At 47.4% G+C, this 13,686-nt stretch carries 10 protein-coding genes; 3 read left to right on the forward strand and 7 right to left on the reverse strand.

Translation table 11 applies throughout. From position 1 onward, the window contains the following. Positions 1-29: 29 nt before the first annotated feature. The 3 genes from OXH00_10555 to OXH00_10565 all read right to left on the reverse strand — a co-directional run bounded on the left by OXH00_10555 (position 30) and on the right by OXH00_10565 (position 5,912). Entirely contained in the window at positions 30-2,642 is a 2,613-nt protein-coding gene (locus OXH00_10555) for a TonB-dependent receptor (GenBank protein ID MCY3741450.1), read from the reverse strand. Between the two features lie 174 nt (positions 2,643-2,816). Further along, a complete protein-coding gene (locus tag OXH00_10560; protein MCY3741451.1) occupies positions 2,817-5,510 on the reverse strand; it encodes a TonB-dependent receptor in 2,694 nt (897 codons plus the stop codon). A 255-nt stretch (positions 5,511-5,765) separates the two neighbouring features. After that, the gene (locus tag OXH00_10565) at positions 5,766-5,912 is read right to left on the reverse strand and encodes a hypothetical protein (GenBank protein ID MCY3741452.1); all 147 of its coding nucleotides are present in this window, start codon (positions 5,910-5,912) and stop codon (positions 5,766-5,768) included. A gap of 559 nt (positions 5,913-6,471) precedes the next feature. Here OXH00_10565 and OXH00_10570 point away from each other — a divergent pair. Next, entirely contained in the window at positions 6,472-7,746 is a 1,275-nt protein-coding gene (locus OXH00_10570) for a hypothetical protein (protein MCY3741453.1), read from the forward strand. 174 nt (positions 7,747-7,920) lie between these two features. On the opposite strand, the gene OXH00_10575 is transcribed toward OXH00_10570, so the two are convergent. Continuing rightward, the gene (locus OXH00_10575) at positions 7,921-8,700 is read right to left on the reverse strand and encodes a nitroreductase family protein (GenBank protein MCY3741454.1); all 780 of its coding nucleotides are present in this window, start codon (positions 8,698-8,700) and stop codon (positions 7,921-7,923) included. After that, positions 8,697-9,740: a PfkB family carbohydrate kinase gene (locus OXH00_10580; GenBank protein ID MCY3741455.1), complete on the reverse strand. Its 1,044-nt coding sequence runs from the start codon at positions 9,738-9,740 to the stop codon at positions 8,697-8,699. The genes OXH00_10575 and OXH00_10580 overlap by 4 nt, the downstream gene beginning before the upstream one ends. 374 nt (positions 9,741-10,114) lie before the next feature. Between OXH00_10580 and OXH00_10585 the strand changes: the two genes are divergently transcribed. Further along, positions 10,115-11,167, forward strand: coding sequence for a 3-isopropylmalate dehydrogenase (locus tag OXH00_10585; protein ID MCY3741456.1), 1,053 nt, complete (start codon positions 10,115-10,117; stop codon positions 11,165-11,167). Positions 11,168-11,249: 82 nt separating this feature from the next. On the opposite strand, the gene OXH00_10590 is transcribed toward OXH00_10585, so the two are convergent. Continuing rightward, on the reverse strand, positions 11,250-12,008 hold the full coding sequence (locus OXH00_10590; protein MCY3741457.1) for a class I SAM-dependent methyltransferase: 759 nt from the start codon (positions 12,006-12,008) through the stop codon (positions 11,250-11,252). 34 nt (positions 12,009-12,042) lie between these two features. After that, the gene (locus OXH00_10595) at positions 12,043-12,432 is read right to left on the reverse strand and encodes a hypothetical protein (GenBank protein MCY3741458.1); all 390 of its coding nucleotides are present in this window, start codon (positions 12,430-12,432) and stop codon (positions 12,043-12,045) included. A gap of 130 nt (positions 12,433-12,562) precedes the next feature. Here OXH00_10595 and ychF point away from each other — a divergent pair, with 130 nt between their 5' ends. Further along, positions 12,563-13,651, forward strand: a complete 1,089-nt coding sequence (ychF, locus tag OXH00_10600; protein ID MCY3741459.1) for a redox-regulated ATPase YchF — start codon at positions 12,563-12,565, stop codon at positions 13,649-13,651. Positions 13,652-13,686 lie beyond the last annotated feature (35 nt).

Here is a 13,686-nt window from a genome sequence, read left to right on the forward strand (position 1 = left end):
CCTCACGCGAACGAGTAATCACACGGTTCCTAAAAACGATAACCAACTTTGGTGTACCAGAACGCGCCGCCAAACCCATAAGGGCTATACTCACCGAAAGGTCTCCCAACGATTCTGGCAGGAAACTCTTTAATATCAAAAGGCACGTCAGGTCCCTCAGCCGAAGTAATATTATCCGGTTCAACGTTGAGGACATTATTCACACCTACTGTGATCCCCAAGTTTTCGATGAGTGCATAACTCACTTCAATATCCACTAAAAACGCGCCACTATAGGTTTGTGCCCCAACAGCACTCTCGTACCATGGACCGTAGTAATTAACCCGTCCCAATACTCCCAAACTATCACCAATACCCTGTGTCAGCGTTACATTACCGCGATGGTGCGGAACTCCTTCCTCTAATAGCCGAACCCGTGTGTCGTCAAGGATATCAGGATTGCGTTTGGTTACCGTGGTTGCCGTGTAGTTATAAGCAAAACTCAGTGCTCCGTCCAGTAGGGGTGCTGTAAGAATCACATCAAAACCTTGCGTGCTTGTTTCAAATTCATTGGTAAAGAATCGGAATTCCTGCAAATTTCCGGCACTGGTAATCCCTTCAGCCACGAGCTGCTGAATCTGTGCTTCAGTAATATCCGTGCCTCGCTGGAAGTCTTTCGACGGTGCTAACCGATCCTCGACCTTAATGTTGAAATAGTCAAAGGTAATACTCGCAATAGCATGGCTGACAACCGTTCCAACCGTGAAATTCTTTGACTTTTCCGGTTCAAGTGCCTTACCACCGACCAAACCTGCAGCAGCGTGTGTAGAAGGAATCGTCCCTTTATTGACTAAGGTATTGTTTTCACCGAATTCCGTTGTGACGTTAAAGGCATTCTGCTGCCCGGGTGTCGGTGCTCTGAAACCGGTGCTATAACCGCCACGTACCCTTAGGTCAACAATCGGATCAAGCGAAACCACTTCTTTGAGCGTATCGGTGATGCCGTAGTTCGTTGCTATTTTATAGTTGATTGTGCTTCCAAAATCATCAAAGTATTCACCACGGACAGCAGCACTAACCGTCCAAAAGTTCAAAAGGCTTAACTGGCTTTCCAAATAGCCTGCGAAGTTAGACCGGGTCCAGCTGCCCTCAGCAATATCACTGAAACCGGGGAATCCATTAGAGCCAGAACTAAATCCTTGACTTGCCAATGGACCAATTTCCCAAGACTCAATCTGTCCCTGTACAATCTCAAAGGTTTCTGTTCGATATTCCAGCCCCGAGGCGAGGAACAGCATGTCATGCAGCGGATAGGTCAGGTCGAGATTAATGTTAGTATCCGCTTGAATGTAATCACCCGGATCAAATTCAGTCGGTGTGTCCGGTCCAAGTGAGGCATTGACGGTATTCCTGATAAAGAAATCGGAGGCGTGTCGTCCATAGGAAGCACTCAAATCCCACCCTAAGTCTGCCGCGAAGGTTCCTTTCAGTCCAACAAGGAGCGAAGCATCTTGGGTATCAGCACCGAAGCGGGGCGTAAACCCACCGGGAAAAAGTTCTTGGAACGTGAAAAGATTTGGGTCAGAGACAACTTGTTGTAAGGCAACCGGATCAGGGACATTGTTGGTTATTTTGACTACAGGCACTTCACCTGTGCCCGATAACCGTCCAACCAGCAAGGTTTCCCCATCATCATTACTAAACACGGCGGGTCGGGTATTGGGATTTCGGAAGTAGAAACCGCCTTCAACTTCCTTCTGTGCATAGTTCGCATGACCATAGAACTTAATATTATCGGTCATACTTGCCCCGTAGTTTGCAAAAAGTTTGATGTCATTTCTAATAATAGGGTGTCCCCACGGTTGAGCTGGGTCAGCAACATCGGTATTTCCGACACTGATAAGTGCGGCGGCATCATCGCGTTGTACCGAACGGTCTGTCTCGTTCATGCCCCCGTATTCTAAACTGAGATTCGTCCAGAGCTCTTCGCGCCCCAAACCGATATTACCTGCCAGAGAATATGTGAAACCATCGCCAACTTGGAAAATACCGGGTTTGATTTCAAAAGAACCGCCTTCGTAACTGTCTTTGAGCTGCAGATTCAGGACCCCTGCAATTGCATCAGAACCGTATTGTGCGGATGCGCCATCACGTAGCACCTCCACTTGTTTCAGCGCGATGGATGGGATAGGCGAGAGATCAGCCCCCTGTGCCCCATCAGACAATCCGTTTCCGAGCCAAGCAATCACGGAGGCGCGGTGTCGCCGTTTACCATTAACGAGCAGTAAGGTGTGATCTGGTGCTAATCCGCGTAGGTTCGCTGGACGGACGACAGTGGCTGCATCGGCAATGGGTTGGGCATTAACGTTGTAAGATGGCACTAAGTTTCTCAACAGGTCTGGCAAATCCGTATTTCCTTGTTTCACGAAATCATCACTCGGTAAAACATCAATCGGGACAGCAGATTCAAGCACCGAACGCGGTTTCGCCCGCGTCCCGACCACAACTACACCCTCAAGCGTTATAACCTCTTGTTCAGGTGTTGCTTCGCTTGATTCCTCTTCAGTTTCTTGTGCTACTGTCGTAGATGCTAAACCTATAAAAATAATTAAAACAACATGCATCAGAAACAGCACCGTTTTAAAATCAAGTGCGACTTTCATAAATGAAACTCCTTCATTATTTAGGTAAAAGACACCCTTATCTAAAACAGGATTTACTTAATAACTCACTATAATATGAATGCATTATAATATAAACTTTATGAATGGAATAGGCGCGGTTTTTTAACCGCGCCTATCGTGAGAAGTCCATTTAAAACCTTCATAAGAGAGGTTTTAGAAACTGTATCCGACCTTGGCATACCAGAACGCCCCATCAAAACCGAACGGACTGAATTGCCCATATTTGTTGCCGACAGAACCAGCAGCATTCGGATTTTCATCGGGAAAGGTATTCAGGATATTTCTTCCACCGAGTGTGAGCGTCAATCCCGCCCCTACGGTGTAACTGGTTTCTAAGTCGAAAATAACCCTTCCAGTGTATTCGCCAGTCCCTGCCACCTTTGGATTCTGTAAGTAATCTTCAGAATCGAACCAACCGCTGAAATAACTGGCGCGTCCGAGCACTCCCCACGCATCCGTTATGGAGTAAACGCCAGTCAGGCTGGCACGGTGTGCGGGTAAATTCTCTTGCAGTTCCCTGATGCGTTCCTCGTTCAGCGTGTCCGGGTTGTGATCGGTAACTGTGGTGTTCGTGAAGTTATACACGGCAACGACCGTACCGTTCGGTATTGGTGCCGTAACGACAGCATCAACACCTTGAGTTGTGGTACTGAAGTCATTGGTAAAGAACTGGAATGTTTCCAGATTCGCCGCGCTGGTTACACCTTCAGCGATGAGCTGCGCCTTCTGCGAGTCGCTCAATGCAAAGTGTTGTGACACCGATAACCGCTCTTTCAGCCGAATATCAAAAAAGTCCATCGTGAAATTTACCCCCAGAATATCGACGGTAAATCCACCTGTGAAGTTATTTGATTTTTCCGGGTTAAGGAAATTATCTTCCTTGCCTGTCACAACACCAACAGCGGGGTTGGTGGAAGGAATTGTTCCTTTATTAACGAGATCACCCTGCTCAAAATCGTATTCAGTGGTAATGTTGAACGTATTTTGCTGTCCGGGTGTCGGTGCGCGGAACCCGGTACTATAGCTGCCCCGCAACCGCATCGTTTCCGTAACCTTGTAGTTTGCGGCGGCTTTGTAGTTCAGGGTGCTACCGAAAATCTCAAATTGTTCACCGCGCACAGCAAGTGCGATCAGGAGCGGATCAATCGGTCTGATTTCAGTTTCCAGATACATCGCGACGTTGGAACGGTACCACTTGCCTGCCGCAACTGGGCTGAACCCCGAAAATCCGTTGGAGGCAGCCGTGAAACCTTGCGCTGCGAGGGGCCCGATCTGATGAGACTCGCGTTCGCCCTCTATGATTTCAAATCCTTCGTCCCGATATTCCAAACCAGAAGCGAGGAACACCATGTCGCTGAGCGGATAGGTTACATCAAAGTTGAGGTTATAATCCGTCTGGATATAGTCGCCCGGATCAAAATAGGTCGGTGTATCTGGACCGAGCGAAGCATTAACCGTATTGAAGATAAAGAAATCAGCATGGTTCCGTCCAAAAGAGCCGCTCAGATCCCACGTTAAGTCCTTACCCAATGTATCTTTGAGCGCGGTGCCTTTAACGCCAACGACGACGGAACTATCCCACATGAATGCCCCAAATCTGGGGGTGAATCCGCCTGGGAACATCTCTTGGAAATTGAATAGATTCGGGTCATTCCTGACGGCTTGCAACCGTTCAGGATCAGGAACATTGTTGACTATCGGGATATCGTCAGCGTCGTGAGGCGAGAGTTCGGTAAACTCCTCACCGGCGGCCTCCGCTGCCGCCTTTCGGGTTTCCCAATCCGCCATCTCGGCTGACAAACCCCGCAGATCCCCGACGAGCAACGTATCATCCTTCCCGCTTGGGCTAAACACGCCGTTGCGAGTATTTGGGTTTCGGAAATAGAACCCACCTTCAACGCGCTTTCGTGCGTAGTTGGCATGCCCATAGAACTTGATGGTATCTGTGAGGGTGGCACCGTAGTTGGCAAACAATTTGACATCATTCTCTATAATCGGCTGCCCCCAAATTTGCGCCGGGTCTTTCACACGGAAATTGCCTGCTTTAATCAAGTTTATAGCATCAGTACGTTGCACAGACCGGATGGTCGGATCTGCACCACCGTATTCAAAACTGAGGCTAGTCCACGCGTCTGGATTCCCTAAACCGATGTTACCAGCGAGCGCAAATTGCCTACCGTCGCCGTATTGGTAGATACCGGGTTTAAATTCAAATGAACCGCCTTCATAGTTGTCTTTCAACCGAAAATTCATCACACCAGCAATGGCATCAGAACCGTATTGTGCCGATGCGCCATCACGGAGGACCTCTACCTGTTGCAGCGCAATTGCGGGAATAGGTGCCAGGTCAGGTCCCTGTGAGCCATCAGACAGACCATTTCCGAGCCAGTGAATCACTGCGGCACGGTGTCGCCGCTTGTTATTGACCAGCACCAGCGTATGGTCTGGAGCAAGCCCTCGTAAATTCGCCGGACGGACCACTGTTGACGCATCACTAATCGGCTGCGTATTGACGTTATAAGATGGCACCAAAGTTCTCAGCAAATCCGGCAGATCCGCGCCACCCTGCTTTTCAAAGGCCTCGTTTGACACAATATCGATCGGTACCGCTGAATCCAAGACGGAACGCGGTTGCGCACGCGTCCCAACCACAACAAGACTTTCAAGCCGGACAGGCGCATCCCCTTCGGATGCTTCTTCAGTTGCTTCTGCCTCGGTCGTCGTTTCTGCTTCTTCTTCTGTTTCGGCGTGTTGATCGGCTATAACCGTTGTAAACGTGCACAGCAAAATTCCTATAACCATGCTGAGTACGAAAACAATCGGCTTAATGTGATTTTTATCAGACATACAATTTTCCTTATGATTTTGGCATAAACGCCAGATTTTCACTACTGATTTCACAACTGGTGACAAATTAACACAACTGTACAACTGTTTATAAAAAATTAAAATAAGTGGAAGTTAGAAAACGTAGCAAATAATCTACGCCTGTTCCTTCGAAACGTGATATATCTACACAAAAATGGACATATCTTAATAGTGTTCCTGCTTCAACGTCCACTGCCTCCGTCTATAAGGGCTTACACGGACGCCATCAGGCGTTTAACCTCTCCACCAACCGATGGCGAAGGTTCTTAGATTTATCGCAGCATTGACATCACGGTCCGCTATGAAACTGCCCTGTTGCGCGAACCATGCGTGATGTTTATCTATCGCACGCAATGCTATTTTGTGTGATCGTAATACCATTGTAACGTTCCGTATCCGATGCTTTCGCGGCGGTTTAGAGTCAGTTGACAAAGCGACCGCATCCGCATGTGAGAGAGAGGCTCGCTATCTGGTCATATAAGTAAACTATGTTTCAATCAAATGAAATGTCATGAAAAACATAGATTTACTTAGAATTTGAGCATTATAGCAACTGCTCCTTTACAAAACGTTACTATAATTATACTGAATTTCAGACCATTATGCAAATTGGTAATACAAAAATTGTAATATATAGCACAAAAGTTGCTATATTTCAATGACTTCAGGTATCGGCATTTTGATCAGGATTGTTCATCAATTGCCCGAAAAATGGAATATCGGTGTGTCTCGGAAAGAGGCGGGGTAGGAATCCTATCAACAAAGACAGCAGCGACGGAAAATTTAATAGATATGATAAAATTTAGACTTGACAACGGAAATATGTTGGTATATACTTAAAATAGTGTGCTAAACTCGGTGTTATACACCGTTTGGCATAATGAAAAATCGTTGAAGTGCTCACCAAATAACCACGTTAGTTATAGTAAAATACATTATTATGGCAAAGAAAAAGGGGCGCCGCACCACAAATGTGGCACGGAAGCGCGAAAAACGGAATCGCGACCGGAAATCCAGACAAAAGCAACTCGCACTTGAGAAGCAACGTAGACTCCCCTATGAAAAATCGGAAGAGGAACATCTACACGCCTGCATCTCACAGAGTCGAGAACTGCTTGATGAACCGGAGTTTGAAGGCATACATTTCGACCCGATCCTGATGCATAAACGGGTAATGGAAGTACTCGAGCAGGATGAACTGGAAAATACAGACGCACCCACGGATATATCGGAGGCACTTCTTGAACCTGAAGGAGACCCCGTCTCCCATAGAAATGTAAATGTAGAGGAAGCGGTCATAAATGCGGGTCAATCAGTTCCAATACCGGAAGCAGAAGAGGCCTGCGACCATTTTCGCTTAGAGGTGCTCCCGCATTTGGTAACACCGGACTTCATGCAAAAATTAACACAGGCCCTTACAGCATGCGAAAAACGCCTCAAGCTGACTGGTAATCGCGAACTCGCCGAGGTCGCTTTCGTTACGCGCTCGCTTTTTGAAGCAGCACCACCGGAGATACTGGCATTTCATCCAATGATTCAAGCCATCGGTATAGAAACGTTACGGGCACTCGTGGAAGAAATAGACATAATTATTGAGGGTCGTGAAGATGTTAAAGAGATTCTTACAGATGTCCTGGCACAAGAAGATTCGGAAACATATCAATCTCAACCTCTTTCCGTCTTTTCAAATACCGGCTTAGATGATGAGATTGAATCCGATCCCACCGAATCCATTTCTCTCACGGCAGTGATAGATGGAGAAGAAGCCGTTATTAAAGACAGTTTACCTTCGTCTATAGAAACAGAAAGCGATCTGTCTGAAGAATTTCAATCTCTGGAACCAGAGCCGGCTGTCCTTCAAGAAACAATTCCATCAGAAGCAGTCCCACCTCGACCGATAGTGTCCCCTGATGTGCTGCCTGCCCGCGCGCTTTATAAAAATTTCAACGGTTTAGGGATAAAAGAGAATTTTGAGTCGTCAACAGATGACGCGTCTTCACAAGAAGGACTTGTGAACTACACTTTGGTGAAGGAAAACGCAGAACAACTTGAATTTGCTGACGTAGAGAACGAGCGTTACATCACAATCACCGAAGAGAGACTACAATTACATGCCCGTTCAGAAACAGAACTTACTATCGCAATGGCAGAGGTAGAAGCGTGCTGCACATCCGGAGTCATGTACCTCGCCAAAACCGTCGAAGAAAGGGGGTAAATTATGCCAAGAAGTAAAAGCGGACAGGTCCGGCGCCGGACACAAATCCGTCAACGCCAGCTACGGCGGCTGAAAAGACAGAAAGCGGCATTGAAAGAACTTTTACAGAATCGCGAAGCATAATAGACACGAGCGTGTTGCGGCGGGTCTCCATGCCCGCCGATGTCGCTATCACTACTCTGTCTCTCCGATTTTCTCGAAATGTACAAACTCCGAAGTTTGCAAGCGCACAGAGTCCACACCATTTTCCGCAACATATCCCATCCTGAGTAGTGTAATCACCTCATGAGAAGTAGGAATATTGAAAAGTTGGCGGATCTGCTCACGATCCGCAACGCGTTCAAGAGGTGCGCTGACAAACTGCACACCGATTTTTAGGGCAGTTGCGGCGAGGAGCATGTTTTGGATCAACATCCCCATGCTCAACCACATCCACCGAGTTCCGCCTTCACCGGGTGGATACCTTTTACAATTCATTGTTACCAACATGAGCAGCGGTGCCTCGCGTACCTGTGCGGCAATCTCTTTGGCAGGCATTTTCCCCGCGCCTAAATGCCCCAAAAGCGTGAAAGATTTCGCATTTTTTAGTAACCCTTGCAATAATTTTTCAGGCGCGTTCTGAAGCGGCTTCGGTAGCGTGACGTGTTCTTCAAGTAGAACACCATCACCATGTTCCTGCCATTCCGCTTCTGTCAGACGCATCCACCGACTGTTGTCATCCAGAAACTTAGCATCCTTGAATTGGTCAACAATAGCTTGTTCCGTCACACTGGCAAGCGCGGTTTTGCCCTCCGCTTCCTGAATGATCACAAGTTCCCAAGGTTGGACATTGAAGGGTGAAGGTGCCCATCGGGCAGCTTCAATGAGCTTCTCAAGGTCAGGGGCATCTATGGCGCGTTCCTGAAACGTCCCGCGATGGCTTCGGCGCTGTGTTATCGCATCAAAAAGATTCATAGATTCACAAGGCTCCGATGGCGTTCAAGGATTTCTGCGGGTGAAGCAGTACCAGTCGTACCGATTTTGGTGACCGTAATTGAAGCCACCAGATTCCCAAAAGAAGCAGCATCAACAGCAGCATCAACGCCAAGACTACAAAGTGTCGCCACAAGTCCTGCTGAAACACTGTCTCCCGCGCCAACAGGATCAGTCTCATCATCAATTGGCATCCCCGGGATGTGGGTGAATTCACCCTCACAATAGACAAGGATACCGTTTTCACCGAGGGTGATGTACACGGTATTTTGGGTTCTCTCTGCCAGGGCGACGGCACACTGCTTTGCCTCCTGAATGTCAACTTCCTGTCCACTCCATTCTGGCTGAACAGCACGTTTTGCCTCAAACCGGTTCGGTTTAATGATGACGTTTTTATATTTACCACTCCGCGTACGTGAGTCGGCAAAAAAGATAATTTCAGGAAATGCTAACGCTAATTCACACAATTCCGCTCTCACGCGGTTTGTGACAACGCCTAAGTTCTCAAATGGCATCTGATCCCCAACGATTATACCGTCAACAAGCGGAATACACGCTTGGAGCGCGTCAATAACCGACGCTTCAACTTCCGTCGCCATTGGGGATCGATTCTCAATATCAAAGCGCGGTCCCTCCGTTTCTACACCTTCATAGCCGCGGTGAATCGGTTTAAGATAGGTAGGTGTCACCCGATTTGGGACCTGTATCATAAAATCCGTCAGGCATCCACTCGCCTGCAGACAATTGCGGAGTGTCCCTCCAAATCCGTCTTCACCGATAACACCTAACGTATAGACCGTCCCTACACCTAACGCTTTCAGGTTATTTGTGACGGTCCCTGCTGCGCCAGGGCTATAGCGTTGTTCAACAACCGGATTCGTGTGCCACGGCGTTTCTAACGACAGTGTCGAGCGGGTTTTGTCAATGTACCAGTAGGCATCAAGATAAAAATCTCCGACGACCAAGATTCGCTGGTCGCGAAATTGATTGAGAATTGTTTTCAGGCGCGCTTCGCTAATCAAGGTGATGCTCCGATGTTAGAAATATATCGCAATGCCGATACCCATTATAGCATATCAACGTTTTTTACGGAAATACCAATTTCCCGTACCATCAGGACCATTCAATTTTAAGAAATTATTGGATTGGACGGCTTTTTTTGCAGGATCCGGTGCGAAATCTAGCGAAATCCAGCGAAATCCAGCGAAAATTTCTGGTTTTTTTAAAAATACATAATATATATTAAGTATTATCACCTGCGAAAAGGACAACACCAAAAACTGACAATTGAATGACCCTGCCCGTACCACCCTTTGCGAATTTGCAATATCAGCCCAGATGTGGTAAAATATAAGGAGTCCAAAATTCAAGAAATGATATATTTAGGAGATAATCAATGTACAAAATCGGTCTCATCCCTGGCGATGGAATCGGCCCCGAAGTGACGCGTGAAGCGATGAAAGTCTTCGGGGCAGCAGCTGAGCAATCAGGCATTCAATATGAAACAGTCGAATACGATATCGGTGGCGACCGGTATCTTGCGACCGGTGAGGTGTTACCGGATTCCGTATTAGAAGAACTCCGAGGACTTGATGCTATCTACCTCGGTGCGATTGGACACCCCGACGTTAAACCCGGTATTTTAGAGAAAGGCATCCTGCTCAAGGTCCGGTTTGAACTCGATCTCTACATTAACCTAAGACCTGTCAAACTCTATCCGGGTGTGCCGACCCCGGTGAAAGACAAGGGTCCCGAGGAAATCGATTTTATCATCGTTCGCGAAAATACCGAAGGCTTATACGCCGGCATCGGTGGTTTTTTGAAACGTGGTACCCGTGATGAAGTCGCTATTCAAGAGATGATCAACACCTATAAAGGTGTGGAACGTTGTGTCCGTTATGCTTACGAACTCACACAAAAGCGGAACAAGGAAAACACCTTGACTCTCTGCGATAAAGCAAACGTCCTGACCTACGCCCACGACCTCTGGCGGCGCGTTTTTGACGAGGTTGGTGAGGACTATCCTAACATCAAAAAAGAATACGCATTCGTCGATGCGACCACGATGTGGATGGTGAAAAATCCAGAATGGTTTGATGTCGTTGTGACGTGTAATATGTTCGGGGACATTATCACCGATCTCGGTGCGATGATTCAAGGTGGTATGGGCGTCGCGGCGTCTGGGAATTTGAACCCGGAGAGCGTGGCTATGTTTGAGCCGATTCATGGTTCCGCGCCACGTTATACTGGCAAAAATCAGATTAATCCGATAGCAGCGATCGGCGCAGCAGGCATGATGCTTGATCACCTCGGTCATGCAGACGCGGCAGACCAAGTGGAAACATCTATTAGCGATCTACTCGCAAGTGGAAAAATCAAAGATCTCGGAGCCGGACGTATGGGTTATACGACCGAAGAGGTCGGCGATCTCATCGCAGAAGGGCTGTAAAAATTTACAGACAGGCGCGCTTCTCAGAGCGCGCATCTTGAAAGTCCATACAGCTATAGGAAGCGTTTGGAGCGTTACCATCTCAGGCGAGACGTGCCGTAAAGTTAATTCGGTCTGAGTAGCGGTTCCACCGGTTAAAAGTGTACATATCGTAAGCACTCAAGGGTTTGTATCCAGCCGCCTTGAGTAAGTTATTAACAGTGGGTACTTCAAAGATCCGCTGCTGGTGTACCTCCTCATAGCGTCGAAACAATTCGCCTTCACGGATAAAAAAGGTCAGCAGGGTGCGGCACATCTTGGAATGGTGGAGGTAGTTATTTTTCCAGATGTAGGTATAGTCCTCATGGTTTGAGGCAAACGTTTTATTGTGAAAATGCTCAACGATATTCCGTTCTGTCGTCACATCGAAGATAAACAATCCACCGGGTTCGAGATGCTCAGCAACGCACTTGAAGACGTTACTTAACTCGGTTTCGTCGTAAGCATAGTTAATGCTATCGTATGTGCAGAGGACAGCGTCAAACTGCTGGTTCAACTGAAAATCCCGCATGTCCCCGTAATGCAGTTCAATGTCCAGTTCGTGCGCTGTCACCTTCTCCTTGGCAATATCCAACATACCGACAGCCCGGTCAACACCTGCCATCTGATAGCCTTTTAATGCGAGTTGTATCGTCAAGGCACAAGTGCCGCATGCTAAATCGAGGACGCGAAGGGGTTTAGAATCATATTTCTCAAAAAGTGACTCAATGTAATGTGTCCAGCGCGTATAATTGACGTTTGTCATCATCCGATCGTATGCGTAGGCAAATTTTTCATAAGGGGTAATCAAATGTGTCTGCATTGTCTAAGTGTCGCTTGCAAGTTGATAATGCAAGTCACTCGGTCCCTCCTTTAACCCCGACAGAGGCGTTCATCATTCGTAGGAGCGTGTTAATTTCATCAGCGTCCCAAACTTGATCATCGTTTGCTTGAATCGCATATCTACCAACGGCTCTAATCTTGCGGAGACTGATTTTTCCAGTGAGAAAACTGAATGGGAGTTGCATACCAGCGGTTTTGACCCGATCAAACGTCATTTCGATGTCATACCGTTCAACGCCTTCAGGTGCCTGTTGAATCAGTGCGTCCTTCACCATATCTACGCCAAAACCGAATAACTCTTTGATGATGAACCATTGCAAAACTGCAAGGCATACCGTGAAGATTAAGAGAACCGTCAAACCTTTGACGATGTACCGCCGCCACTTCCCGTTGAGGACGCTCATGTTCAACTCACCTCCGAGTCGGATTCCCTATTTACCCTTATACTACCAGTTTACACAGCCCTTGTCAATTAGATTTTGCCAATATCAGCGAGGTTAGCATCTCACCCTCGAAATAAATGGGTTAAAAAAAATGAAGATAGGTATCGTAGGCAGACCACAAGTCGGAAAAACGACAGTGTTTAACACTTTAGCAGAATCCAATGCAGAAGTTGGGGGTTACACCAGCCGCGGACAAATAAACCTCAGCACTGCGAATATCCCAGACGAGCGGCTGACGCGTTTGGCAGAAATCCTTGACCCCTCAAAAATAACACCCGCTACAATTGATTATGTAGATGTTGCAGGCGTAACCAAATCGGACGTAGAACAAGCGGAATTAGATTCAGGGATGCTTGCGGAACTCCGCACCGTCGATGCCCTTGCGCATGTCGTCAGGCTTTTTGAGGACGAATCGGTTCCACATGTTGATGGTAGCGTTGACGCGGAACGCGATATTGAAAGCGTCTCCGTTGAGTTCGCGTTCGCAGACTTGCAAATTGTTGAAGGTAGACTTGACCGGCTCCGCAAACAATATCAAAATCAGAAGCTGCCAGAGCAGCAAAACGAGATTCGGCTTTTAGAGGTGTGCCAGCAGACCTTAGAAAGCGGAAAACCGCTGCGTGCCCTTGAGTTATCTACCAATGAAGAGAAGTTGATACGCGGCTACGGGTTTTTGACGCAGAAACCGTTGTTGCTGGTCTGCAATATCGGTGAAACGCAACTGGAGCTGGCAGATGAAATTCTCAAATACTTCACTAAATACGAAACAGAACCGCAAACAGCAGTCATTGTACTCGCTGCACAATTAGAGATGGAACTCTCAGAACTTGATGAAACCGATACTGAGATTTTCATGGAAGAGATGGGGTTGCGCGAGTCCGCTTTAGAGCGATTTATTCAGACCTCGTATAGGCTATTAGGGATGCTGACGTTCTTCACAATCAACCCAACGGAGGCGCGCGCCTGGACGCTGCGCGAAGGGCAAACCGCCGTTGACGCAGCAGGACGTATTCATACCGACTTTGCGAATGCTTTCATCCGTTCAGAGACAATCAACTGGAAAGACTTAATAACTTGTGGGAGTTACATAGAAGCGCGCAGCAAAGGCTTACTGAGAGCCGAAGGCAAAACGTATCAAGTCCAAGAGGGGGATGTCCTACTCATTCTGGCGAACCCGTAAATTTCAATTTAACGTGAGTTTGATATTAGAGTTTA

The organism is Candidatus Poribacteria bacterium, assembly GCA_026706025.1.
GTDB lineage: Bacteria > Poribacteria > WGA-4E > WGA-4E > WGA-3G > WGA-3G.